Origin of the sequence: Vibrio sp. K4, from assembly GCF_051122595.1 — a bacterium.
GTDB classification, from domain to species: domain Bacteria; phylum Pseudomonadota; class Gammaproteobacteria; order Enterobacterales; family Vibrionaceae; genus Vibrio; species Vibrio owensii.
The window spans coordinates 408,677-435,177 of the sequence record NZ_CP178578.1; the positions used below are offsets into that span (position 1 = coordinate 408,677).

The 26,501-nt window shown below is 47.0% G+C and carries 28 protein-coding genes; 13 read left to right on the forward strand and 15 right to left on the reverse strand.

What is annotated here, in order from left to right:
- The first annotated feature begins 647 nt into the window (after positions 1-647).
- Positions 648-1,673, forward strand: coding sequence for an acyltransferase (locus ACLIIY_RS19370; protein WP_434529160.1), 1,026 nt, complete (start codon positions 648-650; stop codon positions 1,671-1,673).
- A 420-nt stretch (positions 1,674-2,093) separates the two neighbouring features.
- A complete protein-coding gene (gene nhaD / locus ACLIIY_RS19375) occupies positions 2,094-3,524 on the forward strand; it encodes a sodium:proton antiporter NhaD (protein WP_005434712.1) in 1,431 nt (476 codons plus the stop codon).
- Between the two features lie 26 nt (positions 3,525-3,550).
- Here the strand turns inward: nhaD and ACLIIY_RS19380 are convergent, their stop codons facing one another.
- Complete coding sequence (locus ACLIIY_RS19380; RefSeq protein ID WP_032802831.1) at positions 3,551-3,946, reverse strand: GFA family protein; 396 nt, start codon at positions 3,944-3,946, stop codon at positions 3,551-3,553.
- Positions 3,947-4,164: 218 nt separating this feature from the next.
- On the opposite strand from ACLIIY_RS19380, the gene ACLIIY_RS19385 reads away from it, so the two are divergent.
- A complete protein-coding gene (locus ACLIIY_RS19385; protein ID WP_061009090.1) occupies positions 4,165-4,773 on the forward strand; it encodes a YitT family protein in 609 nt (202 codons plus the stop codon).
- Between the two features lie 83 nt (positions 4,774-4,856).
- Here the strand turns inward: ACLIIY_RS19385 and ACLIIY_RS19390 are convergent, their stop codons facing one another.
- The 3 genes from ACLIIY_RS19390 to ACLIIY_RS19400 form a co-directional block, all read right to left on the reverse strand.
- A complete protein-coding gene (locus ACLIIY_RS19390) occupies positions 4,857-5,678 on the reverse strand; it encodes a hypothetical protein (protein ID WP_434529161.1) in 822 nt (273 codons plus the stop codon).
- 108 nt (positions 5,679-5,786) lie between these two features.
- Positions 5,787-6,269, reverse strand: coding sequence for a methylated-DNA--[protein]-cysteine S-methyltransferase (locus tag ACLIIY_RS19395; protein WP_434529162.1), 483 nt, complete (start codon positions 6,267-6,269; stop codon positions 5,787-5,789).
- Positions 6,266-7,633 (reverse strand): DNA-3-methyladenine glycosylase 2 family protein, encoded by a 1,368-nt coding sequence (locus ACLIIY_RS19400; protein ID WP_434529163.1) that lies wholly within the window; start codon positions 7,631-7,633, stop codon positions 6,266-6,268. The genes ACLIIY_RS19395 and ACLIIY_RS19400 overlap by 4 nt, the downstream gene beginning before the upstream one ends.
- A gap of 203 nt (positions 7,634-7,836) precedes the next feature.
- Between ACLIIY_RS19400 and ACLIIY_RS19405 the strand changes: the two genes are divergently transcribed.
- The 3 genes from ACLIIY_RS19405 (at position 7,837) to ACLIIY_RS19415 (ending at position 9,553) form a co-directional block, all read left to right on the forward strand.
- On the forward strand, positions 7,837-8,040 hold the full coding sequence (locus ACLIIY_RS19405) for a hypothetical protein (protein ID WP_020195070.1): 204 nt from the start codon (positions 7,837-7,839) through the stop codon (positions 8,038-8,040).
- A 349-nt stretch (positions 8,041-8,389) separates the two neighbouring features.
- Positions 8,390-8,833: a DoxX family protein gene (locus tag ACLIIY_RS19410; RefSeq protein ID WP_038895002.1), complete on the forward strand. Its 444-nt coding sequence runs from the start codon at positions 8,390-8,392 to the stop codon at positions 8,831-8,833.
- A 24-nt stretch (positions 8,834-8,857) separates the two neighbouring features.
- Positions 8,858-9,553 carry a pirin family protein gene (locus ACLIIY_RS19415; RefSeq protein WP_434529164.1) on the forward strand — a complete coding sequence of 232 codons (696 nt, stop codon included), beginning with the start codon at positions 8,858-8,860 and terminating at the stop codon, positions 9,551-9,553.
- A gap of 126 nt (positions 9,554-9,679) precedes the next feature.
- Here the strand turns inward: ACLIIY_RS19415 and ACLIIY_RS19420 are convergent, their stop codons facing one another.
- Positions 9,680-10,573, reverse strand: coding sequence for a LysR family transcriptional regulator (locus ACLIIY_RS19420; RefSeq protein WP_408696695.1), 894 nt, complete (start codon positions 10,571-10,573; stop codon positions 9,680-9,682).
- A gap of 148 nt (positions 10,574-10,721) precedes the next feature.
- Between ACLIIY_RS19420 and ACLIIY_RS19425 the strand changes: the two genes are divergently transcribed.
- Positions 10,722-11,075: a DUF413 domain-containing protein gene (locus ACLIIY_RS19425; RefSeq protein ID WP_009696586.1), complete on the forward strand. Its 354-nt coding sequence runs from the start codon at positions 10,722-10,724 to the stop codon at positions 11,073-11,075.
- A gap of 146 nt (positions 11,076-11,221) precedes the next feature.
- Here the strand turns inward: ACLIIY_RS19425 and ACLIIY_RS19430 are convergent, their stop codons facing one another.
- The gene (locus tag ACLIIY_RS19430; protein WP_009706732.1) at positions 11,222-11,473 is read right to left on the reverse strand and encodes a DUF3081 domain-containing protein; all 252 of its coding nucleotides are present in this window, start codon (positions 11,471-11,473) and stop codon (positions 11,222-11,224) included.
- Positions 11,474-11,848: 375 nt separating this feature from the next.
- On the opposite strand from ACLIIY_RS19430, the gene nagB reads away from it, so the two are divergent.
- Positions 11,849-12,649 carry a glucosamine-6-phosphate deaminase gene (gene nagB, locus ACLIIY_RS19435; RefSeq protein ID WP_005448902.1) on the forward strand — a complete coding sequence of 267 codons (801 nt, stop codon included), beginning with the start codon at positions 11,849-11,851 and terminating at the stop codon, positions 12,647-12,649.
- Between the two features lie 126 nt (positions 12,650-12,775).
- On the opposite strand, the gene ACLIIY_RS19440 is transcribed toward nagB, so the two are convergent.
- The 8 genes from ACLIIY_RS19440 to ACLIIY_RS19475 all read right to left on the reverse strand — a co-directional run bounded on the left by ACLIIY_RS19440 (position 12,776) and on the right by ACLIIY_RS19475 (position 20,101).
- A complete protein-coding gene (locus ACLIIY_RS19440; RefSeq protein WP_285376574.1) occupies positions 12,776-13,642 on the reverse strand; it encodes a glycerol kinase in 867 nt (288 codons plus the stop codon).
- 151 nt (positions 13,643-13,793) lie between these two features.
- Positions 13,794-14,222 carry a hypothetical protein gene (locus ACLIIY_RS19445; RefSeq protein ID WP_005434695.1) on the reverse strand — a complete coding sequence of 143 codons (429 nt, stop codon included), beginning with the start codon at positions 14,220-14,222 and terminating at the stop codon, positions 13,794-13,796.
- A gap of 447 nt (positions 14,223-14,669) precedes the next feature.
- Complete coding sequence (locus ACLIIY_RS19450; RefSeq protein WP_434529165.1) at positions 14,670-15,551, reverse strand: L-ribulose-5-phosphate 3-epimerase; 882 nt, start codon at positions 15,549-15,551, stop codon at positions 14,670-14,672.
- Positions 15,552-15,559: 8 nt separating this feature from the next.
- Positions 15,560-16,207 carry a 3-keto-L-gulonate-6-phosphate decarboxylase UlaD gene (locus ACLIIY_RS19455; protein WP_005434690.1) on the reverse strand — a complete coding sequence of 216 codons (648 nt, stop codon included), beginning with the start codon at positions 16,205-16,207 and terminating at the stop codon, positions 15,560-15,562.
- 5 nt (positions 16,208-16,212) lie between these two features.
- Entirely contained in the window at positions 16,213-17,034 is an 822-nt protein-coding gene (locus ACLIIY_RS19460; RefSeq protein WP_005434688.1) for a Cof-type HAD-IIB family hydrolase, read from the reverse strand.
- A gap of 4 nt (positions 17,035-17,038) precedes the next feature.
- Positions 17,039-17,731 (reverse strand): L-ribulose-5-phosphate 4-epimerase, encoded by a 693-nt coding sequence (locus tag ACLIIY_RS19465; RefSeq protein ID WP_009696581.1) that lies wholly within the window; start codon positions 17,729-17,731, stop codon positions 17,039-17,041.
- A 9-nt stretch (positions 17,732-17,740) separates the two neighbouring features.
- Entirely contained in the window at positions 17,741-18,217 is a 477-nt protein-coding gene (locus ACLIIY_RS19470) for a PTS sugar transporter subunit IIA (RefSeq protein WP_434529166.1), read from the reverse strand.
- A gap of 123 nt (positions 18,218-18,340) precedes the next feature.
- Positions 18,341-20,101, reverse strand: a complete 1,761-nt coding sequence (locus ACLIIY_RS19475; protein WP_005434683.1) for a PTS ascorbate-specific subunit IIBC — start codon at positions 20,099-20,101, stop codon at positions 18,341-18,343.
- Between the two features lie 386 nt (positions 20,102-20,487).
- Between ACLIIY_RS19475 and ulaR the strand changes: the two genes are divergently transcribed.
- Both ulaR and ulaG read left to right on the forward strand, forming a co-directional pair.
- Positions 20,488-21,243, forward strand: a complete 756-nt coding sequence (gene ulaR, locus ACLIIY_RS19480; RefSeq protein WP_005448893.1) for an HTH-type transcriptional regulator UlaR — start codon at positions 20,488-20,490, stop codon at positions 21,241-21,243.
- 124 nt (positions 21,244-21,367) lie between these two features.
- A complete protein-coding gene (gene ulaG, locus ACLIIY_RS19485) occupies positions 21,368-22,435 on the forward strand; it encodes an L-ascorbate 6-phosphate lactonase (protein WP_434529167.1) in 1,068 nt (355 codons plus the stop codon).
- Between the two features lie 282 nt (positions 22,436-22,717).
- On the opposite strand, the gene gltS is transcribed toward ulaG, so the two are convergent.
- Complete coding sequence (gene gltS, locus ACLIIY_RS19490) at positions 22,718-23,944, reverse strand: sodium/glutamate symporter (RefSeq protein WP_005428834.1); 1,227 nt, start codon at positions 23,942-23,944, stop codon at positions 22,718-22,720.
- A gap of 447 nt (positions 23,945-24,391) precedes the next feature.
- Here gltS and ACLIIY_RS19495 point away from each other — a divergent pair, with 447 nt between their 5' ends.
- The 3 genes from ACLIIY_RS19495 to ACLIIY_RS19505 are packed head-to-tail and all read left to right on the forward strand — an operon-like array spanning position 24,392 to position 26,447.
- Positions 24,392-24,763, forward strand: a complete 372-nt coding sequence (locus ACLIIY_RS19495) for a GntR family transcriptional regulator (RefSeq protein WP_005428840.1) — start codon at positions 24,392-24,394, stop codon at positions 24,761-24,763.
- Positions 24,760-25,617, forward strand: coding sequence for an ABC transporter ATP-binding protein (locus ACLIIY_RS19500; RefSeq protein WP_434529168.1), 858 nt, complete (start codon positions 24,760-24,762; stop codon positions 25,615-25,617). Before ACLIIY_RS19495 ends, ACLIIY_RS19500 begins: the two co-directional genes overlap by 4 nt.
- Positions 25,617-26,447: a hypothetical protein gene (locus ACLIIY_RS19505; protein WP_434529169.1), complete on the forward strand. Its 831-nt coding sequence runs from the start codon at positions 25,617-25,619 to the stop codon at positions 26,445-26,447. The genes ACLIIY_RS19500 and ACLIIY_RS19505 overlap by 1 nt, the downstream gene beginning before the upstream one ends.
- The last annotated feature ends 54 nt before the right edge of the window (positions 26,448-26,501 follow it).

Consider the following 26,501-nt stretch of genomic DNA (forward strand, 5'->3'; position numbering starts at 1 on the left):
AGTTTATAAAGTCGATATCGCTCCAAACCAGCCGCCTACTCTCTACTTGGCAGAGTCTTCAAATATCGACAGCGCAAAACTAGAAGTTTTGTTCGATAGAATTGCTCCATTAATGCACCAAGCTGCGAATAACAACCCATTAACTCCCGCCTCAAATCAACCCTCTCTCTGAACACTCCGGCCAACCTGTTGACTCCGATTAACAGAGGCTAGACTTTCTGCTATCCTTTAACAAATTGGTAGACATTTACGTCTATTTAGGTACTTTTAACCACTATATCAAAGCTTTTAGGAGCACTTTCTCAGACCAATTTCAGCGTTAACTGGAAAATGGACCTCGAGTTCTAGCTGTTAACTGGAATTTACTGCGTTTTCCTTACTTTCTTAACTGGAAATCAGCTCATAACCGATTGATTTGTTTAACTCACCAGTTCCATTCTTAAGTGAACACTACATATAGCCATCTGCACACTCTCGATCGCAATACATTGAGTAATCTTATGAATATGAATTTTCGAAATTTGAGATGGGTCTGAATTTCTAAAACTGGTTGCCTTCAATTGCACACGAGTTGATTTTTTACCGCGAGAACTGAGCCGTTACCTGCTAATTTCGCAGCGATTTTTCACTTTTTTAGGTAAGCACTTATGGCAACCACAAAGAAAATTGCCAGTTTAGAATTTGCCCGCATCATCGCGATGTTTGCGATCGTAGGGCTTCACTGTCAGATGGCTCTCACCTATTGGCAATGGGATGAGGTGCCTTGGATCGGGTACATGCTCAACCAATTGGCTCGCTTTGCCGTGCCGCTGTTTTTCCTCATCTCCGGCTATCTTATCCAACCAAGGCTCAGCGCGAATCCCGTGGAGACACTCAAAAACTACACCAAGCCTTTGCTTAAAATATGGTTGGTTTGGAGCGCGATTTGTCTCTTAGTGCCTTTCCGTTGGCCAGTGGTTGCAGAAGCGGGTTATCTCGCCGAGAGACAAGGTTATTGGGGCTACCTAATGTCGAACCCAATTAACTCACTGTTGGAAGGTGGTTTGGTGCATTTATGGTTTATCCCTGCCCTGATCATTGCTGTGGCCATCATTGCGTTTCTGGTTCGTATTGGTATGGCGCAATTGCTGCTGCCAACGGCGGTGTTGCTATACGTCTACGGAGTGTTCGCAGGCAGCTACATCACGCTTACTGAGCTACCAGCCCCCTTCTTCACTCGTAATGGTCCGTTCTTCAGCACTTTGTTAGTCGTACTTGGTTACTTAGCGCGACAACATCAGTGGCAATGGTCTCGCAATAACACTATTCGCTTGATTTTGATCGGTATGGCGCTGCACTTTGCCGAAGCCTATTACTTGATGAACTACGAGATCGCCTTTAATTCGCACGACTTCTTGTTCGGCACTGTGATCTGGTCTTTAGGCGTCTTCATGTGGCTTCTTGCCCATCCAAACTTCGGCAATATGCCGTGGGTGTTTAAGTGGTCTCCGAGTATTTTAGGTATCTACGTCAGCCACCTTTTGGTGATCATCCTGATGATGAACGTCGCTGGCATGTTGGGGTTAGAAAACTTGGCGAAAGACGCTTTCATTTACCCAGCAACCATTGTGGTTACCCTGCTGCTTGTGAAGGGCATTGAAGCCACTCCGCTGAAAAAACTATTGCTGCGCTAAATCCATTCAGCACTATGTATGGCTTGCTCTAACACTTTGGGGTTACAGCAAGCCTCTCAAAAATGAGAGCTCACTCTCACTCATCAAAATTATCATTCCTAATACCACGTAATTTGCTTTCTCTCACAAAAAACATTGTTCATTTCCATTAGATTCATTCGACATCAACAAAATGCTCATTAAACGGAGGCGGTATGTGGGCAGGTCAAGGACTCGTTCCTTTTTTAGAAATTAGCCATTGGCTAACTTATGGTTTATACGCTGCAGTAATCCTATTTGGCGCAGCGAGCATTGCGTCACTCAGAAAGTAGTGGCGCAAGCTACATCAATTCAAAACTCCTACCGTTAATTCGAGCTTACTCACACTTAACTTATTAATATGTGGCTAAAATTTCTCCAGTCAGACAAGGAGAAATGTCTATGCCAATCTATCCAATTGTCGCGTTTTGCTGTTTGATATTTTCTAGCTCCGCACTTGCAGCTGCGACCAGTGAACTTAATCTCATCAATTCCACCGTCGGTTACGCCGCGCTGATCTTCTTCACCATTGCCTACATTCTGGTGATGCTGGAAGAATACCTACACATGCGAAAATCCAAGCCTGTGCTGCTCGCTGCGGGATTAATCTGGATTTTGATTGGTTACACCTTTACCCAGCACAACCAAGCCGACGTCGCTAAAGCCGCACTGGAACACAACCTTCTGGAATACGCCGAACTTTTATTGTTCCTACTGGTGGCGATGACTTACATCAATGCGATGGAAGAGCGCAGACTGTTTGACGCCTTGCAGGCATGGATGGTCGGTAAAGGCTTTGATTTCAAAAAGCTATTTTGGCTCACTGGTGGCTTAGCCTTCGTAATTTCACCCATCGCCGACAACTTAACCACGGCGCTATTGATGTGTGCAGTGGTGATGAAAGTCTCGGGCGATAACCCAAGGTTTGTAAACCTAGCTTGTATCAACATCGTCATAGCGGCCAACGCGGGCGGTGCATTCAGTCCATTTGGCGATATTACCACCCTGATGGTTTGGCAGGCAGGACACGTCAGTTTTGCTGAGTTTATGCCACTGTTTGTGCCTTCACTGATCAACTACATTATTCCCGCGTTCATCATGTCGTTGTTTGTGCCAAACACCAAGCCAGATACGGTTCATGAACACATCGAACTTAAGCGTGGCGCAAGACGCATCGTCGGTTTGTTTATCCTGACTATTGCAACTGCGGTGTCTTTCCATGCACTGCTGCACTTCCCACCTGTGATTGGCATGATGATGGGTCTCGCTTATCTGCAATTTTTCGGCTATTTCTTGCGCAGAACCCTTCGACACTCCCTCGCCAAAAAAGCCGCGCGCGCGATTGCCAATGGCGACGACTACGCATTAAAACGCTTAGGTTCTGTCGTGCCATTTGATGTTTTCCACCGTGTGTCTCGCGCCGAGTGGGACACCTTACTGTTCTTCTACGGCGTGGTTATGTGTGTTGGCGGCTTGAGTTTACTTGGCTATCTCGAACTGGTTTCCAACGTGATGTACACCGAGTGGAACCCAATTTGGGCGAACGTCATGGTCGGGATTCTCTCCGCCATCGTCGATAATATTCCAGTGATGTTTGCTGTGCTCACCATGGATCCAAGCATGTCGATGGGTAACTGGTTATTGGTGACACTAACTGCGGGTGTTGGTGGTAGCTTACTATCGATTGGTTCTGCCGCGGGTGTGGCTCTCATGGGCGCTGCGAGGGGACAATACACCTTCTTTGGGCACCTCAAATGGGCACCGGTGATTGCGCTGGGTTACGCAGCGAGTATTGCCGCGCACCTATGGATGAATGGCAGCTTGTTTACTTAAACTGCCTCAATCCATGCTACGTACCTTTATCGGTCTGATGGGTGGTTCACACCATCCATCACCTCTATCTCTCCCAATTCATACGGATTTACGCCTTCTAAGCAACCAACGTTGTAGCCATATTCGCTCGGGTTAGATCGGCGTTGATGGTGGGTATAGATGCCGCATTCACCACAGAAGAAATGCTTAGCTGTGTTGGTATTAAACTGATACAGCTTGAGCGCATCCTCACCTTGGATTATGCGAATCCCATTCAAAGGCACCGATGCCACAATCGCGCCACGGCGTCGGCACATAGAGCAATCACAACGTCGAGGCTTCTCGATTCCATTTGGTAATGACAGCTCGATTTGCACTTTTCCGCAGTGACAAGAAAGCTTGTGCAAAGGCTGAATTATCGTACTACCTACTTGTTTAATCATGACATTTCCTCGCTCCTTCCGTGTTTGCCTAGCTTAATGTGTAAAGTCTGTTAAACAGTTAACATCTGCGCAATCTAGGTCAAAAACTCGACATCAATCACTTTTCACGACATTTTATTCAGCGATTTATCACTATTTGGTTGGCGTTTTGCTAACCGCGTCCGTTTTGGTTGCGCGCTCGCAGTTAAAACGGTTTTAAAACCAAGGAAAATACTTTTATGGATAAAGATCATAGCCTTAGAGAGAACCTCTTGGCTCTGACGCTCGGTAGTGCGTTGGTGTCACTTGGGGTTATCTTCTTCAACAAAGTGGGATTGCTCACTGGCGGAACAGCGGGTTTAGCAATCTTCCTCACTAAGATCAGTGACTTCAGTTTTGGTCAGGTGTTCTTCGTACTTAACCTACCTTTCTACATTTTGTCTGTGATGCGCATGGGTTGGCGTTTTACCATCAACACTTTTATTGCGGTTTCGATCGTGTCCTTTGCGGTAGACCACCTACACCATGTGATTGAAATTTCTCGTATTGAACCCATTTATGCCGCACTGCTCGGTGGTGGTTTGATTGGTATGGGAATGCTGGTGATTTTCCGCCACAAAATGAGTTTAGGTGGCTTTAACATCTTGGCGCTTTACCTTCAGGAACGCTTTGGCATTCGTGCCGGTAAAGTACAGATGGCGCTCGACTGCACCATCGTTGTGATGTCGCTATTTATCGTCGATGTTTACTTGATTGCCCTTTCTGTACTGGGCGCTGTGGCGACCAACTTAATCTTGGCCATGAACCACAAACCTGGGCGTTATCAGCCCAAGCCACAAGCTGCGTAATAGCACAGAGTCACGATGAAAAAACAAAGCCCCGAGCCATTAACTCGGGGCTTTTTGTTTGTTCTAATTCGCTAATGAGAAAATTACGCCAATGGCGAACTCTCACAGTATTTCTGGTCATCTGCCGACAGTTTTTGCTTGCTCGCTTGGCTTAAGTGATAGTGCACCAGCATCAGCAAATCATGCGCGTAGAAAAGCTCGAAAGCGTCCTCACCATTTTGTCGACAGATAGCCTCACAGCGTTCAGCGTGCACTTTGGCTTTGAGCGGGTCACCAGCTTTAAGTAAACTCATCGCTAAGCGATATTCTGCGCGCTCTTCTTGCATCCAACCACCAGCAACTTTCCAGTATTCAAGCGCCAACGTGGCGGCCTCTAGCATGTGTTTTACTTGCACGTCAGAGCGTGTTTCAAGCTCTTCATATTGGCAGGCAAGGTTGTTACCGGTAATAGCAATTGAACGCGCTAAAGGCTCGGCAGCTTGGTCTGGATCTATACCGTTGGCTGCTTTTTCCAACCACGTGCTGGCTTGCTCTAACTCGTTCATTGCTGACAGCTCGTTGGCAATTTGAGCAAACACGCGACGCTGATCGACATCCTCCAAACCAGCGATATGGTGTGTGTTTTGGTCGACGAAGTACTGTGCGACAGCTTTGGCTCTCTGACGTGCCAAACACTGATTCACAACGACATTTTCGAGCTTATCTAAACTGGTGAGAAACTGCTTCGGGTCGTGCAGATGACCGATGGAAGTGTGCAGCATTAAGGGTAAGATGCGCTCAGCATGGTTAGTGTCTTTCACCTCGCTAAGCGCTTGTTCTAATTGAGTGTATGTTTGTTGTGGCTGCGCTTCATGCTGCTGCCAACTTTGGTTTATGAATGCATCAAAATCCGTTTTGAAAGACATATCCTTATTATCCTTTTTCATTGTTCTGGATTGCTTATTCGCTCACCAACCCTACACAAAATCGAAGCAAATAAGGTAAACCTTGCTGGATTCTGAGAATGGCCTCACTTAAAGTGGCGTGCCGCTTTCCAAGGCCAATAATCGCTGTTTGCGCTCTACCCCGCCTGCATAGCCAGTGAGCTTGCCACTTTTGCCGATGACACGATGGCAAGGCACTACAATCGAGATTGGATTTTTACCATTCGCCAGCCCCACCGCGCGTACCGCTTTCGGATTGCCGATGGCGTTCGCCAGCTCTTGGTAACTCCATGTTTCACCATAAGGAATGGTCGTTAGTGCATGCCACACTTGAGTTTGGAAATCCGTACCTGTCGCTGCAAGGGGCAAATCGAATTCGTTACGCAGCCCAGCAAAGTATTCTTCCAATTGAGTAACAGTCTGACTGAGCACGGCATGTTGATCATCACGCTCACCCAAATCGTCCGGTTTGGTGGTACACGTTTCAAACCAAATTCCTAGCAAACCTTGATCGTTAGCTTGAATGGTCACTGCGCCTAACGGACTTGGCATTACCGTATAAAGTGATTTCATGATTGATTCCATAAGTGAAAAGTCGCGTAACTGCCCCAAGGCGAAGCAGTATGAGCATTCAATGACGGATAGTTTGGCATGGCTTTCTTCACCACCAAGTCTTTATCTAAAAAACAATCGGGCTGAGATTGGCCACGCAATTGCGCATAGCTCACCGTCCACGGACCAATGCCTTTTAATTCCAGCCATTGCTGCGGAGCGGCTTCTGGGTTTTGTTGCATATACTGAGCAAATCGCACGAGTGTGTCTTTACGGCTTTGCGGCATACGCAAGAAGCTAACATCGGCATTCGCAATGGCTTCTGGCGTCGGAAAGTGACGCGCTTGCTGTTCGCTACTGAGCGTTTCTACCAACAAATTAAGTTGTCCGATAGCCGCTTTGACCGACACTTGCTGCCCCAACACAGCGCGTACACCGGCTTCCCACGCACTCCAGACGCCCGGAATACGAATCCCTTGGGTTTTCACCAATCCCGGCGCAATGTATTCAAGGTGCTGCTCCACCGTGCAAATATCCGCATCGAGGTCGAACATGCGACGCACACCAGACACCAAATTCTGCAATTTCGTGACGTCTTCAATGTCGAACTCCATCTCAAGGTAACCCTCCCCTTGAGTGACCTTAAATCGTGCATGGCAATCATCGAGTAAAACAGTGCGCTGGTATGCGTCTTGTGTGACTTGCTCCATTCCTTCAATCGCACGCAGACGATAAAAATCGAGCATGTGTTGCCAGTTCAAAGCACCGCGATAAGGGAGCACGATTCGATTCGTCCCCACGCCATCAAACTCCTTTCTGCGCACTTGAGAAGGCGTTAGCTGAAGGATCTTTTGGAACGCATCATTGAAACGTCGAGTGCTGTTAAAACCCGCGGCAAAACCGACTTCAGTGACTGACATCGAGCTCGAATGCAGAAGCTGCTTGGCAAACATCAACTGCTGATACTGTGCATACTGCTTAGGTGACATCCCCAAATATTGTTCGAACAGCATGCGCAAGTAACGATCAGAGATCCCGAGACGCTCAGAGAGATCCGCAAGGGACTGATGATGCAATGCTCCTTGATCGATCATGTTGATCGCACGTTGGAATGTGGTTTCAACCCCTTTCCAAGCCCATGATCCCGGCGCACTGTCTGGGCGACAACGCAAGCACGGACGGTAACCCGCCTTCAAGGCTTGCGTCTTGTCAGTGAAATACTCGACGTTTTCCTCTTTGGGCAAATTAGCTGGGCAGATCGGGCGACAAAAGATCCCTGTGGTTTTCACCGCAATGTAAAAGCGCCCATCAAAACGGCTGTCACGAGCCATGCGTGCTTTTTGGCATTGTTCAAAGGTCAACGATGTGTGTGGGTGGATGAGCATAGTGCTGTCCTTGCGTACACAGTGGGTGTTTAACGAGTGGGTTACTTGCTCACCACTCGATCGGTATAACTTCATTGTAGAACGGGGAATTACTGTAGATTAGCCATTTTCGGAACTCAATATTGAGAAATTTTGGCATTAGTAAATTTGTGCACTAAAGTTAGATCAGAACAACACAACAACGTCGGCTAAAGGGAATTGGCATGGACTTACATACGTGCGTGATTGTACTTAGAAATCACAAGGTTATTACCAGTAAATCAGTCGAGCACTCGATAGGGATTATCGAACGCGACTCTGATAACGAGATTTCAGAAATTCAAATCAATGCGACTGATGGTGTGAACATTCGCACTTATCACTACCGTAGTGTGGAAGACTCGCTTGAAAGCTTAATGAATCTATAAAAACTCCTTTCTCCCTTGTTAATCGTAAAAGCAAAAGAGCACTGGTTACTGTGCTCTTTTTTTTGCTCTGCATTTACGGAATTCTTGTTTCAAAATACAAAACACGTTCGAAAAGTTATTCGAAATTTTGCGATTTCCATAATCAAAACCACCACAGCAACAACCATTAAACAACGCCTAACAGCAACCTAAGCATCTGTATTTATTAAGTTAAAAACGTTCCATCGAATTTATCGAACGAGAACATCAAATTGCCCCAATTTTTTCTTTCTCTCCTCCTACCTACACTGATTTCAACAGCAAGGGAGTCACCACTCCTCATCAGAAAAATTCGAGAAAGGATAAAGTCATGAAAGCACTACTACAGAAAATCACCACTTCAAACGCGGGTTACAGCGCACTCGCACTTCGCATTCCAGTCGGCATCATCTTTATGGCGCACGGCGCACAAAAGCTTTTTGGCTGGTTTGGCGGTTATGGTCTTGAAGGTACAGGTCAATGGATGGCATCGATTGGCTTAGGCCCTGGCATGTTGATGGCATTTTTAGCTGGCAGTGCAGAGTTTTTTGGCGGTTTGTTTATCTTGCTTGGTCTGCTTACCCGCCCTGCAGCGGTGGCTTTAGCATTCACCATGGTGATCGCCATTTTCTCAGTTCACTTTGAAAACGGTTTGTTTATGTCGAACAACGGTTACGAGTTTGGTTTAGCACTACTGGCAGCAAGCGTTTCTCTTGCTTTCTCTGGCGCAGGCAAAGCCGCATTGGATGAAGCACTTCGTCAGAAACTAGCGTAAGACGATCACTAGGAGGAGATGATTATGATTACCATAAGACATGCAAATGACCGTGGTCGCGCGAATTTTGGTTGGCTCGACAGTAAGCACAGTTTCTCTTTCGGCAGCTACTACGATCCGCAACACATGGGCTTTTCAGAGCTGCGCGTGATTAACGATGACGTTGTCGAACCCAATGCAGGGTTTGATACACATGGTCACCGCGACATGGAGATCATCAGCTATGTTTTGCAAGGCGTTATCGCTCACAAAGACAGTGAAGGCAACGTAAAAACCTTGCCTGCTGGTGAATTCCAACTGATGTCGGCTGGCAAAGGGATTTACCACAGTGAATACAATGCTTCAGACAGTGAAACACTGCGCTTTCTGCAAATCTGGATTCAACCAAACACGTTTGGCAATAAACCAGGTTACCAACAAAAAGACTTTGGTCAGGAAAAAGGCTTAACCACCATTGCGACGCCAACCGGTGAGAATGGCACGCTGCACATCAAGCAAGATGCCACACTGCATCAGTTGATTCTCGATGCTAACTCCGAGTTAAGCTTTGCTATCGAATCAGGTCGCAACGTGTATGTTCATCAAGTGGAAGGTGAGCTTAAGGTCGACAACACCACGTTGACGGGTGGTGATGGAGCGAAAATAGAACAGCAGAGCACCATAGTGTTCCGCAATGATTCGGACAAACCAACAACCGCATTGGTGTTCGATCTGCCATAACTCTCGGTTCAGCCATTGTTTGGCTTTATAAATACTTAAAGATTTATGCAACCTCATATAAAAAACCCCTTGGCATCACACCAAGGGGTTTTCGTTTAAGTTTGCTCTGGATCGCAAAAGCTGAAATTACTCGTCTGCTGGAATGTCCGCAATTTGTTGCAAGCTGTACGCCGTTAACGGGTCAATCTCTTTAACGATTTCTTCAACCTGCTTAATCGCTTCTACAGACGTGCTGGCTTTGCGATAGCTCAAATAGATAGGGCGGTACCAATCTTCTACGCCAGACACCTTGTAGAGCTGCCCGCTTGCAATAAACGGCTCTACCAGAGACGCTGGTAGGTATGCGCTGCCACCTTTCTCTAAAACGAAGTCTAACGCGATACGAGCGGTAGAAGTACGAAGGTAAGGTGCTGGGATTTTCGGGTGACGTTCCGCGTGTTCTGAAGCGAAGCGCGTACCCCAATCAACGTAAACGTATTTCTTGTTAAACACCGTATCAAGAGAATCTTGTTCGGTAGACACCAGCACCAACACCACGTCAGCAACTTTTTTGCAGTTAAGCTCATCCGCTTTGATTTGATCGAAGGCGAAAGCCATATCGAGTGTACGTTCCAACAGGCTGCGGCTTAACATCTCACGTCCCATGACTTCCGCCATAAAACCGTAACCACCAAACGAGTCCGTTACGACACTCAAGCAGTTTTGCAGGTAAGCATCCCAAATGTTCGGCGTACCACCCATGGTGAGCTGTAACGCTTTGCCATCTTCGAGGGATAATTCGAGTTTGGCTTGCTGCAAAGTGGTGACCATCACCTCTGCATAGCCTATTAAACGCTCACCTGCGGAGGTCAACTTTATGTTATTTCGATCACGAATAAACAACTGCGTATCGAAATAACTTTCGAGTTGTTTGATGCGTGCGCTCACTGCGGCTTGAGTAATGTACAAGTTCTCAGCAGCTCGTCCGAAGTGACGAACCTTTGCCAGCTCTAAAAATGTTCGAAAGACCTTTACATCCATAAACCATCTCCTGGTCAATATAAAACCAGATTAACAACTAATTAAAATTTTGACGACAAAAAAGTTTTGTTTTTCTTTTGTTAGCTTTGCGCCTAATTTTCGCCGTAATTCATCACATTCATCAATAACGGTTACAGAGGCTGTTGATATGTCTGACACTGAATTTCGTCATGGCAAAAAACGTTTTTACGACAACGTAAAATTCCCACGCGGCTTTGCAAAGTCTGGCGATTTTACTCTTTCGGAAGAGGAAATCCTAACAATTTATGGGGATACTATGCTTGGCCTAGAGTCAGGCGAGTTGACACCTGAGAACAGCGAAGAGAAACACTTCGTAAAAGTTCTGGAAAACCCAGGCAAAGCGAAAACTAAGATCGAGCGCACTTGGTTAAAATACACACAATTAGCTCGTGGTCGCAAACGCTTCCACACGCTAAATGGTCGTAACAAACCAGAGGCGACAGATGACTACGCAGAAGAGAGCCTAGCAGAAGACGATTAACCGACTCTGCCAAGCCTTAATGCTTGGTTAATCCTCAGAGTGTTTCATTCTGTGGAGTTGCAAAAATTTTTCTTTTCCAAAAGCCCAGAGGTGTTTCACCAAAGGGCTTTTTCATTTTTTAGTAAACCTATTTATCCGGCGAGCACTCACTTCGCCAGCATGGCGACCTTCTTCAAGAAGCTGTCTTTAAGATGCTCTTGGTCATACTCCAACTGATAGGTGTTGTGGAAACCCACTTTAAGCTCCACGCCATTGCCTCTCAGAAACACGTTATAGCCGTCGTAATCAGAAAAGGCTTCTACCCCTTCATACATCTTGCCAAACTCGGTAGGCGTGCCGTTATTCATCACACATTCGTATGCTTGCAGCACTTTGGTTGCGTCTAAGTCGTTTTTCATTGCGATTCCCTCAGCAATAAACACACTTTAAGTATGGTTAAGGAAGAAACGCCGTGCCACACCATAGATTGCGTGAGATCATAACTTCGGCATTTTTCTTCCCTTTCTCCTACGCAACTCGGTTCAATTTGGCTCGCTCATTCAGCCAAAAAACTTTTTTTCAGTCATAAATTTTAAACGCTAATCAACTAGTCTAACGCCCTTTATATAAGAGGGTAATCGCAACAAGCAAACGTAAAAACTGTTGAGAAAAGCAACATTGGTTAAAGAAAAAGCAAAATTTTGACCTAAAACAATAGCAGATCGTCATTACTTATTTTATAATGCGAATTAATGTTTCAGGACATCTTAAATTCCAATAACTAGGGGCACAAAATGAGACTTATCCCGTTAGCTCAAGCAGCACAAGTAGGCAAGTGGGCAGCAGCACACATCGCTAAGCGCATCAACGACTTCAAACCAACTGCTGAGCGTCCGTTCGTTCTGGGTCTACCTACTGGTGGCACTCCTCTAGCAACTTACAAAGCATTGATCGAGCTTTACCAAGCAGGTGAAGTGAGCTTCGAACACGTTGTGACTTTCAACATGGACGAGTACATCGGTATCCCTGCGGATCACCCAGAATCATACCGTTCATTCATGTACAACAACTTCTTCAACCACGTGAACATCCAAGAAGCGAACATCAACCTTCTTAACGGTAACGCGGAAGATCACGAAGCGGAATGCCAACGTTACGAAGACAAAATCAAGTCTTACGGCAAGATCAACCTATTCATGGGCGGCGTAGGTAACGACGGTCACATCGCATTTAACGAGCCAGCATCTTCTCTGTCTTCTCGCACTCGCATCAAGACACTAACTGAAGACACTCGTATCGCGAACTCTCGTTTCTTCGATGGCGACATCAACCAAGTTCCTAAGTACGCACTAACTATCGGTGTTGGCACGCTACTAGACGCTGAAGAAGTGATGATCCTAGTAACTGGTCACAACAAAGCACTTGCTCTACAAGCAGCAGTAGAAGGCAGCGTAAACCACCTATGGACGGTTTCTGCACTTCAACTACACCCTAAAGCAGTGATCGTTTGTGATGAGCCTTCACAACAAGAGCTTAAAGTGAAGACTGTTAAGTACTTCTCTGAGCTAGAAGCGGAAAACATCAAAGGTTTCTAATCCTTCGGGTAACACCCAAAGATAAACGCTGAATACACAAAACCCGTGAGTCATCACGGGTTTTTTCGTTTTTAAAGACTGGAAGGTTTGAAGGTGTAGGAATCTAAACAACCGCTAGCGAGGCGTTTAATAAGCTTGAATACCAAACTGGCGCAGACGTTTTGGCAATACCTCATCGAGTTTATCTAACTCACTAAGCTCGACCTCAATGAGGTTGAAGTTATGCTGCTCGTAAACCGTACGAATCTTTTCTCGCTCCGCTTCTAACATCTCACCAGAATCGCTGCCCCAAAACTGCAAATAGACCTTTCCACCTGGTAGGTAGAAATCGCTTGTCACATCTTGGTCGATCGGCAGCTGACGCTCATAAGCGTGTACTACTCCTGCCAAATACAGCCAGTTATCGATCAGCAGTTCTCCTTTAGAACGAACATAATGCCCGTCTAAAGTGCGGTGCTTAGCTTCAAACTTCTGGCGAAAACTAGAAAACGACTTATCTGTGGAATGGGACTCGGCATCTTGTCCTAAAAACTCAATCACAGACTGCTTGAGTCGCTTGTTACGCAGCACTACGTCGTGCCACACCACAAAGGTATTCTGCGACTCTTTATCGGTTCTCTGCTGGCCACCAGCGCGGATTCCGGCTTCGGTTAAGCTCCAACCTTCTTCGGATTTACTGATCCAGCCTAATTCACTTAACAGCTGGTTCATGCGCTTGGCGTTGAGCTTAAGCTTCTCACCTAACTGGGTTGCGCTGTAGGTTTTGCCAGACGTTGCAGCAAGCTCGATGTGCAAGTTGGTCGGCCAAACAATGAACTGCCCAAATTTAGGATGATCAACATACTCACCGCCAAACTTGGCGCCCTCTTCGGTCAAAATCCATTTCTCGTCTTGGCGAACGATGTAACCAGCGCGTTTGAGATCAGCAAACAGCAGCTTGGCTTCTATCTGACGCATTTTTGCCAGCGCCGACGTCGATATTTTTTCAGACACGATTCATGCCTCCTGCTACTGTTTGAAATAAGATGATGACTTGGATATTAACGCATTGATTTCATTGCTTGAAGTAAGAATAGTTGGGATTTTCTATCCACAACAAAAAAGGAGCACTTTGGCTCCTTTCTCTACATCGAATTGAATCAGCTTAATTATTCGCGAGTTTGGCAAATTTGCTGTAGGTGCTGATTTTGCCGTTGATGTACTCGATCCCGCTGTGCACATTGTTTTCGGTGTGACCAACAATTTGGTATTCGACGATGAATTCACCGCTGATGACTTTAATAAACAAGAAGCCGTCGCTGACCTTCCATAAGCCCTGTAATCCACGCTCACTGAACAAGTCTTTTTCCACCAGCGTGCCATTTGGTTTGAGCTCTAAAATCGATGAGAAACCGTCGACGTTCACTTTTACCCAAGGCTGTTGATGCACTTCGTAGCTGAGGATTTTGCGGCGTGTTTTCGCCCACTCACGCAACTCTTGCTCTTGCGCTGGGGTGAGAATTGGCAGGTCTTCCATCTCCAATAGGGTGTGATGTTTTTCGTACCAGAAAAGTTGCAGATGGAGTAATTTCATTCAGATTAACGGGGTTTCATAACGACAAAGCGCAACTTTGCGCCAACCCTGATGGTAAGTCAACCAATGAAACGAAAGAGTGCAGTTTTCACGAGGGTTAAAAACTGCACGTTCCCACGATGGGAAAACGGTGCCCAATAACGAGCACCGGAGCATATATACCCAAGTGACTTCAAGATGCAGGATTCAGAACGAGTCACTGACTCAAGTTCAAGGAAAACGAAGCAGCGTAATAGACAGCTATTTCCAAGTCGTTTGACGAAGAAATTGTTTCCGTGACTCGTTCCCGAAGGGCGAATTACCTTGGCTTCCATACTTTGTTAACGATTTTTGATTTAGAACCACTAGATCTTCAAATCGTTGCCGCGTCTGCAAACCAAGTCACTTTCGCTGAACCACGCATCTCGAGGTTACTTGGGTATAACTGTTTATACAGTTAAGAGAGAATTATGCGGCAAACAACCTTGGCAATTCCGCATGATCACACGCTTGATTTAAGCGCTGTTGAGCGGTTTGAATGTGCGCACGCCAATGTTCATCTTGCGCCCACATCTCAATCACCAGTGGCACGACGCAGTCTGTCTCTTTGAGTGTGCGGAAGATGGCATCGAAGTTCACTTCACCATCGCCAATCACGAGATCGCGGAACTGACCTTTGTATTCTGGCGTCACGCGATACGTGTCTTTAAGGTGGATTTGGGTAATGTGTGGCTTACTCAATTTCAGCTCAGTACACACGTCATAGTTCCAACCAGAGATATTGCCCACGTCTGGATAAGCAGTGAAATACGGCGAATTCACTTCGCGATTGAGCACCTCAAACTTACTCAATGAATTGAGGTAATCGGTGTCCATGATTTCAACAGCAAGCATCACACCTGCGCGCTCTGCCATTTTCGCCGCTTCCTTCATACCTTCAATAAAGCGCAAATGCGTGGCACGGTTTGCTGGCTCGTAATACACATCGTAGCCAGCTAATTGAATGGTACGGACGCCAAGTTTGTACGCCAATGCGATCGCCTTTTCCATGTGCAGCACGGCTTGCTCGCGTATCTTCGGGTCCGCCGAGCCAAACGGAAACTTACGGTGCGCGCTCAAACACATTGACTGCAATGGCATGCCGTAGCGTTCACACTGATGACGCAGAGTGTAAATCGTCTCGTCGTCCCAATCTAAGCGGCTGCGGCGCTCGTCTGATTCGTCCACCGAGATTTCAAGAAAGTCGAAGCCCAACTCTTTGGTCACGCTGAGCTTTTCTTCCCAGCTTAACTCGTTCGGCAACGCTTTCTCATACAAGCCAACACGATGACGTTGTAGGTTCTGATACATGTCGCCCCCTAGTTCCAGTAACGGTCGATTTGCGCTTTCAATGCTTCTGCGGTTTCTTGCCCTTTGTCCCCCGCCAATGCACGACCTGCGATAAAGGTTTTCGCTTTGATGCCCTCGAACAAGTAGATGTCTTCTGGCACGATGCCACCTGTGATAGAGAGCTCGATACCTAACTCAGAGAGTTGACGCATCTTGCTGATGTCAGCGTCTGTCCAACCAATCCCTGCCAACTCTGCATCGCGAGAACGGTGGTAAATCGCTTGAGTGATGCCAAGATCCACCCACGCTTGCGCATCTTCCATCGTCCAGTTGCCGTAGATTTCGATTTGGATTTCGCCGCTAAACTCATCCGCGACTTTTTTACACGCTTCAATGGTCGCAATGTGCGCTGCGGCTGAAACCGTAATCCAGTCAGCGCCTGCTTCAAACGCCATGCGAGACAAAATCGCGCCGCCGTCAGTGGTTTTCATATCGCACACTAGAATGTGGTCTGGGTGGTTCTTACGCAGTGTTGAGACCGCATTCATCCCTTCTGCAAACGCGAGAATGGTGCCCACTTCAATCACATCGACGTAGCTGTGTACATTGCTTGCAACAGCAACGGCGTCAGTTAGGTTAGTTTGGTCTAGAGCGATTTGAATCATTGGTTTGGTCATGATGCTTATCCTTGAATTTTTTCACGTATCAGACGAGCTAAGCCGTCGTTATTGTTATCGGTTTCGCACACCAAACGGGCGCTTGAACGTACCGTCTCGTCTGCGTTATTCATGGCAACGCCTAATCCGGCGTAACGGAGCATGGAAATATCATTGTGGTTATCGCCCACGGCAATGACATGATTCGGGTGATAACCCAGCTCAGAAACGTATTCCGCCAGTCTTAAACCTTTGCTGTTACCTTTTGCTGCAAAGTCGATGCGATTCGACCATGAGCGTTCGCCGTTGAATTTCTCTTTCACCCATGGGTTTTCAATCAAGCGCTCTACCGAGCTTGGTAAGCCTTCCACCACGAATTTCCACACGAACTCGGTATTGCGCACTTCTTCGCTGAACGAGTCGATTTTGTAGATCTTCGGTTGAAGATGCTCTGGCGCGGTTTTCGCCCACTTTTCCAATGCTTCCATGTAATGAATTGGGTTGTAGTTTGAGTACGTCATGGCATCGGTTACGTACATCACCATCTTGACCTGAAACTCCTTCGCCAAGGCGATAAACGTCAGCGCGTCTTCCTTATCAATGGAGTTGTGCTTGAGCACTCGGTCATTGTGGTAGTCATAAACATAAGTGCCGTTGCAGCAGATGATAGGCGTGGTAAGACCCAACTCATCGTAATACGGACGTGCCGCAGTGTGATGGCGTCCGGTGACAATCACCACGTGACACTTCTGCTGCGCTTCTTGAATCGCTTTTTTCACCTCTGGGTGAATGCTGTGGTCATCGGTGAGGACGGTTCCGTCTAAATCTAAAGCAAGCACTTTGTACATGTCGTTACCTCTGCCCGTAGTAGGCGTTTTCACCGTGCTTACGCAGGTAATGTTTGTCTGAAAGCTCAGGCTGGATCTTGATGCCGCTATTGAGTGAACGCGTTGCTAATGCCATGGCAGAAATCTCTTCCAATACCACCGCGTTATGCACGGCATCATCGGCGTTGGTGCCCCAAGAGAAAGGCGCATGCCCTGCCACAATCACGCTTGGTACTGCCATTGGGTCGATGCGGCGTTGACGAAACTCTTCCACGATAACTAAGCCGGTGTTCTTTTCGTACTCTTCGGCAATTTCGCGTTGTGAGAGCTTACGAGTACACGGAATGTCGCCGTAGAAGTAATCGGCATGAGTCGTGCCCAGTGCAGGAATATCAATCCCCGCTTGCGCCCAAATCGTTGCACTGCGTGAGTGGGTGTGCACCACGCCTCCCACTTGTGGGAACGCTTTGTAGATCTCAATGTGGGTCGCGGTATCACTGGATGGATTCATATTGCCTTCCACCACATTGCCGTCTAAGTCGACCACCACAATGTGTTCAGCGCGCATGCCATCGTATTCCACCCCTGACGGTTTAATCGCAATCACGCCGCGCTCGCGGTCAATCTCAGACACGTTGCCCCAGGTGAAGGTCACCAAGCCGTATTTCGGCAGTTTGAGGTTGGCTTCGAGCACACGTTGTTTCAGTTCGCTGTACATGATTTCTCCTTAGGCGGTGACAGCCAGAGCTTCATCAATCACGTTGAATACATCGGTTTTGCTGCGGCAACGGCGAAGCTTGTCCAAATCCACGCCCGTTTCGCTGTCTTCATCATCCAACACTTGGGTCACTTCCATGAGACCTTCCATGTGCTCGTCTGAAGAGCTGCCCGCTAGCGTGATCAACACATCAACTGGCTCGTCTTCGCCGTCAAAGTAGATTGGCTCTTCTAGCGTAACCAGTGCGAAAGCAGTTCGAATCACGCCGTTTTCTGGGCGTGCGTGTGGCAGTGCCAAGTTAGGCGCGATGCAGATGTAAGGACCTAACTCTTCCACGCTGCTGATGATGGCGTCATGGTAAGAAGGCTGAATCGCACCAGAGGCAATCAACATGTCTGTACCAATCTTGATGGCTTCACGCCAGTTAGATGCTTGTGCTTGCAGTTTGATTGAGTTGTTATCGATCAGTGATTGTTTTAATCCCATTGTTCTATCTCCAGTTTGGGTGCCGTGACTTTAGCTTTTCGAAGCCCGGCACCACTGTTGTTATCCGCTGTTTGTTATTGGTTTCTTATCTCTTCATTGAGAGAAATATTTGGTCATGTTGTTTTATTTTGCTGGTACAAAGTTTTTATTGATGATGTCGAGTAGCTCGTCACCAAAGGAGTTAGGGTTAAGCATGTTTTGCACCCCGAGTACAAACTTGCCTTCGCCTGGCTCCATCTCCGCAGACAGGTGCTTCGACGATACGATGATGTCTGTGCTCGCAAGCTTCGACTTGTAGTCCGACACTGCGCATGAGTCCATCACGTGAGGAATGCCTTTCTTCTCTAGGTATTTACCGATCTTCATTTTCATCATCATTGATGAACCTTGACCGTTACCACATACCGCAAGGATGCTTACTGGGCGCAGACCGTCGCTCGCTTTGATTGCTTGCTCTACCGCTTCAATCACTTCTGGCTCTTCACTGATTTCTACTGTGCCTTGCGCGTCTTCTTCAGCACGTAGCTTGCGAGAAGCGAAGAACATGTAAACCAGAGACAAACCAACAAGAACGAAGAAGAACATTTTCGATGCAGACAGACCTTGCATGATTGGTGGGAATACAAGCGCCCAGTCCGCCATGCCCATCCAGCCATTGAATTCTGTGCCGTGTTGGCTAAATAGGTGGATAGCCCAAGCAGAACCTAGTACCTCGATGATGCCCATCACGAAACAGATCTTCATCACCGCTTTCCAGCCACCGAAGTGGTTAGCAAATACGCCGATGGTCGCGTTAGAGAAGAACATTGGAATGAAGCCAGGGATGATCATGATTGGCGCATCGAATGCCAGCATCGCCAGTACTGCTGCGAACTGACCCAGCGCACCCCACATGAAACCAAATACCATTGCGTTTGGAGAGAATGCGTAGATAGCCGCACAGTCAATCGCCAGTACCGCATTTGGAATCACGCGCTCAGAGATGCCTTTGAACGCTTCAGACAGCTCAGCAACGAACATACGTACACCAGCTACAATAACCTGAATCGCTACAGCGAATTTCAGACCCGTTTCTAAGATGTAGATAGTCCAGTGTGTGGTACCTGCCATTTCTTGAAGGTTATCAAGACCGAATGAAAGCAGAATGATGCCGAAGAACACCGTCATCACGATCGCCGTTGCTGCGATGCTGTCGTGGAAGATGTGTAGCCATTTAGGCAGTTCTAGGTGGTCAACGCTGTCGTTCTTATCACCCAGTTTTGGCGCTACTTTTGTTGCAATCCAAGACGCGACCTGTTGTTGGTGACCAATTGAGAAACCCGCCCCGCCAGTGACTTCTTCGGTTGGCTTGAACATAATGTTGGAGGAGATACCCCAGTACAGCGCCATTAACACCGCAGAGTAAATGATGGTTTCCCACATGCTTGCGCCAAGCACAAAGTAGAACACGGCAATCAGACCTGCTTGCTGGAACATGATGTGACCAGTCAGCATGATGGTGCGGATACCCGTGTAGCGGCGGAACAGTACCAAGAGGATGTTGATACCTAATGCCAATAGAACGGCGTAACCCACCCAAGAGTAGTTGTCGCCCATCGCTTCCATGGTAGACATCATGGAAGTGTAAGGGTCAATGACCGAGCCGGTTAGCCCATGGTATTCAGAAAGTTTGGAAATCACAGGTTTGAAGCCAGCAACTAGGGTGCCCGCACCCACTTGAACCAGCATGAAACCCACGATCGTTTTGATGGAACCTTTAATGATGGTGGTGGCGTCTCTTCTCAGCAACCAATAGCCAATGCATGTTACCAAACCCAGTAGTAGTGGGGCTTTGGTCATAACTTGGCTGTAAAAAATATAGAAGATGTCGTACAAGAACTCCATATCTTTACCCCTAGAGTGTTTTTTATTTGTAATCGTATGTAGGTCAGAGTGATTCCATCTGATGTCGTAGAATCTACTCAGTTTTTGCTCACGAAATAAACTCTAACAATCAAAAGTAATCACGCAATGCTCATTTGTGATTATTTTGATATTTATCAATTTTGCCCCCCAAAAAACCCTACAAATGGTAAGCGGATCACACACAAAAATTAAATTGTCAATAAATACAACAACTTATAAATTCTTGTGATGAGGTTCAGATTTTCATCAGTCTTGAATTTGACAATCAAGAGCGTGATTAATAGAATCAAAACAAATCACAAGTAATCACCAAATAATCACTAGATACACATTTCGGTGAATTTGAATCAAATAGGGTGATGGGTATGAATGAAGTACAAAGACACAATGGCATTCTGTCTTTATTAGAAGAAAATCAGACGATTAACGTCTCACACATTATTGAGAGCTTTAACGTCTCTCCAGCGACGGCTCGCCGTGATATCTCTAAGCTGGATGAACTAGGAAAACTACGCAAAGTACGCAACGGCGCAGAACGCGTCGAAGCAGAAAAGAAAAAATGGTCACCGCTGAACATCAACAGCACTGAGCATTACGAAGAGAAATCCTTGATTGCGATGCAAGCCGCTGAGCTTTGTCAACCTGGCGACAGCGTAGTCATCAACTGCGGTTCGACCGCTTTCCTACTTGGGCAGAAGCTATGTGGACAAGATGTGCAGATCGTCACCAACTACTTCCCATTGGCAAGCTACCTGATCAATGAAGACCATGACGATGTGATCATCATTGGCGGTCAATACAACCGTTCGCAAAAACTGTTCTTAAATCCGGCGCCCAACTCGCTTGGCAGTTACGCAGGCAATTGGATGTTCACCTCGGGTAAAGGATTAACCGAAGCCGGACTCTACAAAGCCGACATGTTAACCGCGGTGGCTGAGCAGCAAATGCTTGAGCAAATCGACAAGCTCGTCGTCGTGGTAGACAGCTCCAAAGTGGGTCACAGAACGGGCATGTTGTTCTGTCCTACCGAGAAAATCGACATTCTGATCACTGGCAAAAACGCCAACCCAGAGGTCATCAAAGCGATAGAAGCAAAAGGGACACAGGTCATTCTGGTCTAACGCGCCCTAGCCTCTTTCTCAAATAAATAAAAATAATTCAGCTTAGTGCCTTAACCACAAATTAAGGCGCTCGGCTCCCTACATCCCAAATTTAATAAAAATTGTGAAACAAAAAGGTGTTGCTATGAGTAAAGTAAATGAAATCACTCGTGAATCTTGGATCCTAAATACATTCCCTGAGTGGGGTACCTGGTTAAACGAAGAGATCGAAAATACGGTGGTAGAACCAAGTACATTCTCGATGTGGTGGCTAGGTTGTACAGGTATCTGGTTGAAGAGTGAGGGCAACACCAACATCTCTATCGACTTCTGGTGTGGTACGGGCAAAAAGACGCAAAAGAACGCCTTCATGAAGAACCAGCACCAAATGATGCGTATGGGCGGTGTCGAAGCGCTGCAACCAAACCTACGTACTGCTATCTTCCCGCTCGACCCATTTGCTATCAAAGAAATCGACGCTGTGATGGCATCCCATGACCATGCTGACCATATCGACGTGAACGTCGCGGCAGCGGTACTGCAAAACTGTGGTGAACACGTGAAGTTCATCGGTCCACAAGCATGTGTCGATTTATGGATGGGCTGGGGCGTGCCAGAAGAGCGTTGTGTTGTCGCGAAAGTGGGCGATGTGCTTGAAGTCGGCGACATGAAGATCCGCGTACTGGATTCATTCGACCGTACTGCTCTTGTCACGCTGCCAGAGGGCACTTCATCTTACGATAAAGAAATCCTCGACGGCATGGACAAACGCGCAGTGAACTACCTGATTGAAACTTCAGGCGGCTCGGTTTACCACTCTGGTGACTCGCACTACTCGAACTACTACGCAGCGCACGGCAACGAATACCAAATCGACGTGGCACTGTTGTCATTCGGTGAGAACCCACGCGGCGTGACTGACAAGATGACGTCTTCTGACATCCTACGTGCTGCAGAATCGTTGAATTGTGATGTCGTCATGCCATTCCACCACGATATTTGGGCGAACTTCCAAAACGACCCACGCGAAATCGAAGTGTTGTGGAACATGAAGAAAGACCGTCTGCAATACAAGTTCGCACCGTTCTTCTGGCAAGTCGGGGGCAAATACACCTTCCCTACCGATAAAGGTCGCATGCACTACCAGCACTTCCGTGGCTTTAGCGACATCTTCAAAAACGAACCAGAACTGCCATACAAAGCGTTCTTGTAATTCCATCGCAACGTCCGTTTGACAGGAATAAAAAAAGCCCGTCGCGATGATGGATGCGACGGGCAATTAGCTAGAGTCTTATAAGGAGAAAAGGAAATAACTGATGATAAATGTCCGACGATTTCGCATCAGTAACGTCCTCAACAAACCGAATATTAGTCATTGATAAATTTAAAGGACATGGCTCATTCCAGTAATCTAAATTGTTGATGCCTATTGCTCTAAGCCGATCAAAAAAGCCAGTCTCTCGGGACTGGCTTTTATTTTGTGGAGCGTGGCTAGTTACTTAATAAAAGAAATACAGCCTTGCAGAATCACTAGGTTGACGATGTCGATAAAGAACGCGCCAACGATAGGCACCACCATAAAAGCTTGTGGTGATGGACCGAAGCGGTTAACGATAGAGCCCATGTTCATTACTGCTGTTGGGGTTGCGCCCAGACCAAAGCCACAGTGACCACTTGCGATAACCGCTGCATCGTAATTGCTGCCCATCACGCGGAACGTTACGTAGTACGCGAAGACTGCCAGAATCACCGATTGCACCGCCAGAATGATGAGGAACGGGATCGCTAAGTCGAAGATGTTCCACAGTTTTAGGCTCATTAGCGCCATCGCTAAGAACAGAGACAGCGAAACCGTACCAAGAATATCGACCGTCTCGACATCCACTTTGCGTACTTTGGTCACTTCCATGATGTTGGTGATCACCACACCGATAAACAGCGCGTAAACGAAGTCTGGAATCATCAGCCATTTGATACCAAAGCTGCTCACCCAACCTTCTAAGTAATCGGCACCAGTAACACACAATAGAATGATCGATAAACTCTCGACCACTTTTTTCGCCGTCACGCGGTCTTCTTCGTGCTCGTTATAGGTCACCAATTCAGGGAAACGTTCGTGAGTCTGGTTGGTGCGTCCATATTCGGATTCAAGGTTACGTTTATCGATCAAGCGTTGTGCTACTGGGCTGCCAATGATGCCACCAATGACCAAACCAAAGGTAGCGGATGCCATTGCCACTTCTAGTACGTTGTGCAAGCCGTACATGTCTTGGAAGGTTTGTGACCATGCTGCGCCCGTACCGTGACCACCAGACAGCGTAATCGAGCCTGCAATCAAGCCCATTAGCGGGTCTAAGCCGAGCGCCGTTGCCAAGGAGACACCGACCGCGTTTTGGATAAGAATGTACACCGATGCCACGGCTAAGAAGATAAACACCTTAGCGCCGCCTTTAATCAACTGGGTGTAATTTGCAGCCAAGCCAACGGTGGCGAAGAACATCAACATGAAAGTGTTTTGCAGCGGTAAATCGAAAACTAAATCCACGCCATTGAAATGCATCGCGGTGATCGCACAAGCGACAATCAAACCACCCACGATTGGCTCGGGAATATTGAATTTCTTTAAGATCGGTAATTTAGCGTTAACGAATTGTCCCAAGAACAACACACAAATAGCGACTAGAAACGACTCTTGTGGACCGACAGAAATGACCTGATTCATAAAACCTCTTTGCCTCCTTTTTCTCATCCTTTGAGTAACAACTCGCGGGTTGAGCGGTATTTAGGCAGGTCAGAGTGCCTACTGAACGTGTGGTTTTCTAGGGTCCAAACCCACTAAATTCTCATTAAATAAGAAAGCAACAACTCGGATATTCACCCAATTCTCACTCAGTGAAAAAACACACTTTTTCACCAAGTTTTGTGGCGCAATTTTCTCGTTTTTTTAGCTCTTCTCAACTTATGAGAAGTGAACAATTTTTTACCAGTTTTTGAAGGCAAAAACGTATGCGATTGCGTACAAATTTTGCGTGAAACTCTGGTGCAAACTTTGTCGAAATTTCATCGGCAAAAGTGATTGAGAAAACAGCGCAAGAAGATTGGCGCTTTCTATCCCATCGCCAAGGTGTTATACATATATATAACACCAACTCAGCCAAGGAAACCAATCATGACGCATTGGCATGATCGCCAACCGATTTTCCGTCAGTTGGCTGACCAGATCACCCAGCAAATATTGCAAGGCATCTGGCAAGAGGGCGAAGCTTTGCCTTCGGTACGCAGTGTCTCTGCGGATATGAAGATCAACCACCTGACGGTCATGAAGGGCTATCAGTTATTGGTTGATGAAGGATTGGTAGAAAAGAAACGTGGGCAAGGCATGTTTGTCGCCCAAGGTGCAAAAAAACAGCTGCTTGCTGATGAAAAAGCACGTTTCCTTGAGCAACAAATTCCGCAGATCGCCGACACACTACAACGTCTGGATATGTCACTTGATGAATTTATCCAACAAATCCAAACACATATTGAAGGTGACCAATGAGCGCATTAGTCAATGTAAAACACGTCTCCAAGCAATATCGTCAGCAGGGTGAAGCGCTGCATGACGTGAGTTTTGATCTACAAGCGGGTCAAGTGCTTGGCTTGCTAGGTCATAACGGTGCGGGTAAATCGACTCTCATTAACGCCCTACTCGGTGCACACGAATATCAGGGCACCATTCGCATCAACGGCTTTGAGCCAATCATGCAACGCGACAAAATCATGCAGAGCTTGTCTTACATCTCGGATGTGAACGTGCTGCCAAACTGGATGACGGTTGCTCAGTTGCTCGATTACACCGAGGGCGTACACCCAGGTTTTAATCGCAGCAAAGCCGATGCCATGCTTCGTCAAACCGACATCAAGCCGCGTGCACGCATCAAATCCCTATCGAAAGGCATGAAGGTGCAATTGCACTTGGCTGTCGTCATCGCGACCAATACGCAGATTCTGATTCTGGACGAGCCAACGCTTGGCTTGGATTTGGTTTATCGCGATACCTTCTACCGTCACTTGCTGGAATGGTTCCATGATGGTGAGCGTGTACTGATCATTGCGAGCCATGAAGTATCGGAAATCGAACACCTACTGACGGACGTGCTGATCCTTAAACACGGTCAACCTGTTCTGCAAACCTCAATGGACAGCATCAGCGAAGATTACTTCATTCTCGATGCCAGTGATGAGCATCGCGCACAAATCGAAGCGCTGAAACCACTGTCATCGCAAAAAGGCTTAGGCACGACTAAATGGTTGCTGTCATCCCAATACGCAGAACAAGTTGCAGGGCTAGGTGATGTGTATGGCGTCAAGCTTGCGGATCTGTTCTTGGCATTGCAGAAGGAGGCAGCATAATGAAATCGATTGTCGCGATGTTGCGTAAAGAATGGCTAGAAAACCCATTGGTTACACGCGTGCCGTTGTTTATGTTTGCCTGTGGCGTGCTGCTGTTCGTCAGCTTAATGAGCAGCTCGACACTGCAACACAATATGTTCTTCCAAATGAGCCTTGGTGGTGATGTCAGTGACATCCACAAAGAACTCGGCGATGACGTCAACATGCTGATCACAGGTGGCATTGGTTTATTGTCTATCCTGCTTGGCACTCAATACTTCCCTAGAACACTGCGTAAAGAGCGCTCAGAGGGCAATATCATGTTTTGGCGCAGTATGCCTGTCAGTGACGTAAAAACCCATCTGGTGAAGCTGACGTTTGGTTTATTGGTGATTCCATTGGTGTGTTCGGTATTGGTTTTCGCTGCTGACTTTATGCTGTGGATGTTGAATGTTTCAACCGACCACCAGCTGGCGTTATTGTATCGACAAGCATCACTGGGCTTCGTGCTGCTGAACTGGATTGAATTCTTGCTTCGAATGGTAGTGGCTGGCGTATTGTTATTACCGCTCGCACTAACCGCAATGGCAATCTCACAGAAAGTGAACTCACCACTGTTGGTGATCTTGATTGGTATTTACGCGCTACGCTGGATGCCGATTGCGATGTTCAACTACTATGGTCTGGATGATTTCTTCTCAGCGATTTTCTATCTACCACTGCACGCGATTCTGTCGCCAAACCCGTTCAGCGCGATTCCAGATGCAGGTTGGATGAACGTTGGGGTTTACGCTTTCATTGGTGTGCTTGCTTGGACGGCTAGCATCAAGTTCAGCCGCACCGTGAACTAACAAGCACAAGCGAAACCACACAAAAAGCGAGGTACTGTCCTCGCTTTTTTCATT